The 1,907-nt window shown below is 65.4% G+C and carries 2 protein-coding genes and 1 tRNA gene; 1 reads left to right on the top strand and 2 read right to left on the bottom strand.

Features of this window, described 5'->3' with window-relative positions:
• Nucleotides 1–175: 175 nt before the first annotated feature.
• Complete coding sequence (locus L995_RS12555; RefSeq protein WP_047472070.1) at nt 176–1,144, top strand: NAD-dependent epimerase/dehydratase family protein; 969 nt, start codon at nt 176–178, stop codon at nt 1,142–1,144.
• Nucleotides 1,145–1,208: 64 nt separating this feature from the next.
• Here the strand turns inward: L995_RS12555 and L995_RS12550 are convergent.
• Both L995_RS12550 and L995_RS12545 read right to left on the bottom strand, forming a co-directional pair.
• Nucleotides 1,209–1,285, bottom strand: a tRNA-Gln gene (locus L995_RS12550).
• 77 nt (nt 1,286–1,362) lie between these two features.
• The coding region (locus tag L995_RS12545) for a GTP-binding protein (RefSeq protein WP_047472068.1) at nt 1,363–1,907 on the bottom strand (545 nt) is incomplete at its 5' end.

The following is a 1,907-nucleotide window of genomic DNA, read 5'->3' as shown; positions in this document are numbered from 1 at the left end:
CCGCGTGCTGACAGCGACCCGGACTCCAGCACCTGCAAAAAACTGCGATACCACTCCCAGTGGGGTTCCGACATCACTCATCCATTCATTTATGCATGGACACCAGAGAATTCTAGGCAATTTTCTTTTTGCAGCGGGTTGCTGACACTGAGGCTGTCACCACAGGACCCAGCCCATGCCATCCATTGCACTCTTCGGCGCCGCAGGCGCCATCGGCCAGAGCCTGGCCGCCGCGCTCAGACAACAGGGCCGCGCCTACCGCGTGGTCGGCCGCAACGCAGCCAGCCTGCGCCAGACCTTCGGCGCCGACCCGCTGGCCGAGATCGTCCCCTGGAACCCGGACAGCACCGGCTCCGTCGAGGCTGCCGCCCACGGCGTGGACACGCTGATCTACCTGGTGGGCGTGAACTACTGGCAGTTTCAATTGCATCCCGAACTGATGCGCAAGACGCTGGAAGGCGCCATTGCCGCGGGCGTGCGCCGCATCGTGCTGATCGGCACCGTCTATCCCTACGGAAAGGCCCGCACCCTGCCCGTGGCAGAAGACCATCCGCGCGAGCCCCATACCTTCAAGGGCCGCATGCGCAAAGCCCAGGAGGACCTGCTGCTGCAAGCCCATGCAAAGGGCCACATCGAGGCCACCGTGCTGCGCCTGCCCGACTTCTACGGTCCCGGAGTACACAACAGCCTGCTGCACGGAGCCTTCGAGGCAGCGGCCCGTGGCGGCCGGGCCGACATGGTCGGCCCGCTGGACCGGCCGCATGAGTTTGTCTATGTGCCCGATGCGGGCCCCGTCGTGGCGCGCCTGATCGGCACGCCGCAGGCTTTCGGCAAGGTCTGGCACCTCGCCGGCGCGGGGGCGATCACGCAGCGCGACGTCGTCTCGGAGATCGAACGCCTGACCGGCAGGCCGTTGAAGCTGCGCGTTGCAGGAAAGACCGCGCTGCGCCTGGCCGGCCTGTTCAACCCCTTCATGCGCGAGCTGGCCGAGATGCACTACCTGCTGACCGATCCGCTGATCATGGAGGACTCCGCCCTGCACGCCCTGCTGGGCCCCATTGCCAAGACGCCCTATGCGCAGGGCATACGCGCAACGCTCAACGCCGCCATGGCAAGTGCCGACTCACACTTGGCCGCGGCCTGAGCCTGGCCTGCAGCCCGAAAACAAAAAAGCCCTGACAGCACAACTGTCAGGGCCTTTGTCTATCTGGCAGGGGAGGAAGGACTCGAACCCTCGCATGCCGGAATCAAAATCCGGTGCCTTTACCAACTTGGCGACTCCCCTAGAAGACCTAAATTCTAATACGTTTTTTTGGCCCGAAATCCAAAATTCCAAAAATTTCGACACCGCCAAAGTTGTCTTCATGGCGCGGCCAGGGCTCCCTCAAGACAGCGGAGTATCGCCTCCCGCCCCATCGCCGTGAAACAGCCAATGAAGACAAACACGGACTCCGAGACCCTGGCCCCATGCAGGCTGGCAATGCGCAAGCGCCCACCCACCACGTGGACTTCCTGGACGCTGTCCTGCCCGCCCAGCCGCACGATGCCCTTGGCCCGCAACAGGGGGACAGGCAGCGTACGCAGCGCCTGCCGCAACCGCTGCCGGTCAAAGCAGCGGCGCGTTGCGTAGGAAAAGCTGCCCACATCGGCCATGCCGGCCATGTTCCCGGCCTGGCTTTTCCAGGAGCCGCCCGCTTGCAGCAGGCCTTGCGGGCGGCGTGGCGAGGCAGCCGCATCAATGAACACGGCCAGCGGTATCTCGCCATGGCGGGCCGCCAGCACCACGGCACCGGGCGCCATGCCGGCCACGCGCGCGGCCACCTTTTCGGTGGCACATGCGCCGGCCAGATCGGCCTTGGTCAGCACCAGCGCCGTCGCGCCCGAGATCTGGCGGCGGACCATGTCGC

Source organism: Delftia sp. ZNC0008, from assembly GCF_000799035.1.
Classification (GTDB): Bacteria; Pseudomonadota; Gammaproteobacteria; order Burkholderiales; family Burkholderiaceae_C; genus Comamonas; species Comamonas tsuruhatensis.
Note: the sequence above shows the minus strand (reverse complement) of the source record. Positions and strands in the feature narration are given on the sequence as shown.

Coding starts and splice junctions, on each gene's coding strand:
- L995_RS12555 (WP_047472070.1), top strand. CDS start 176: ATGCCATCCATTGCACTCTTCGGCGCCGCAGGCGCCATCGGCCAGAGC.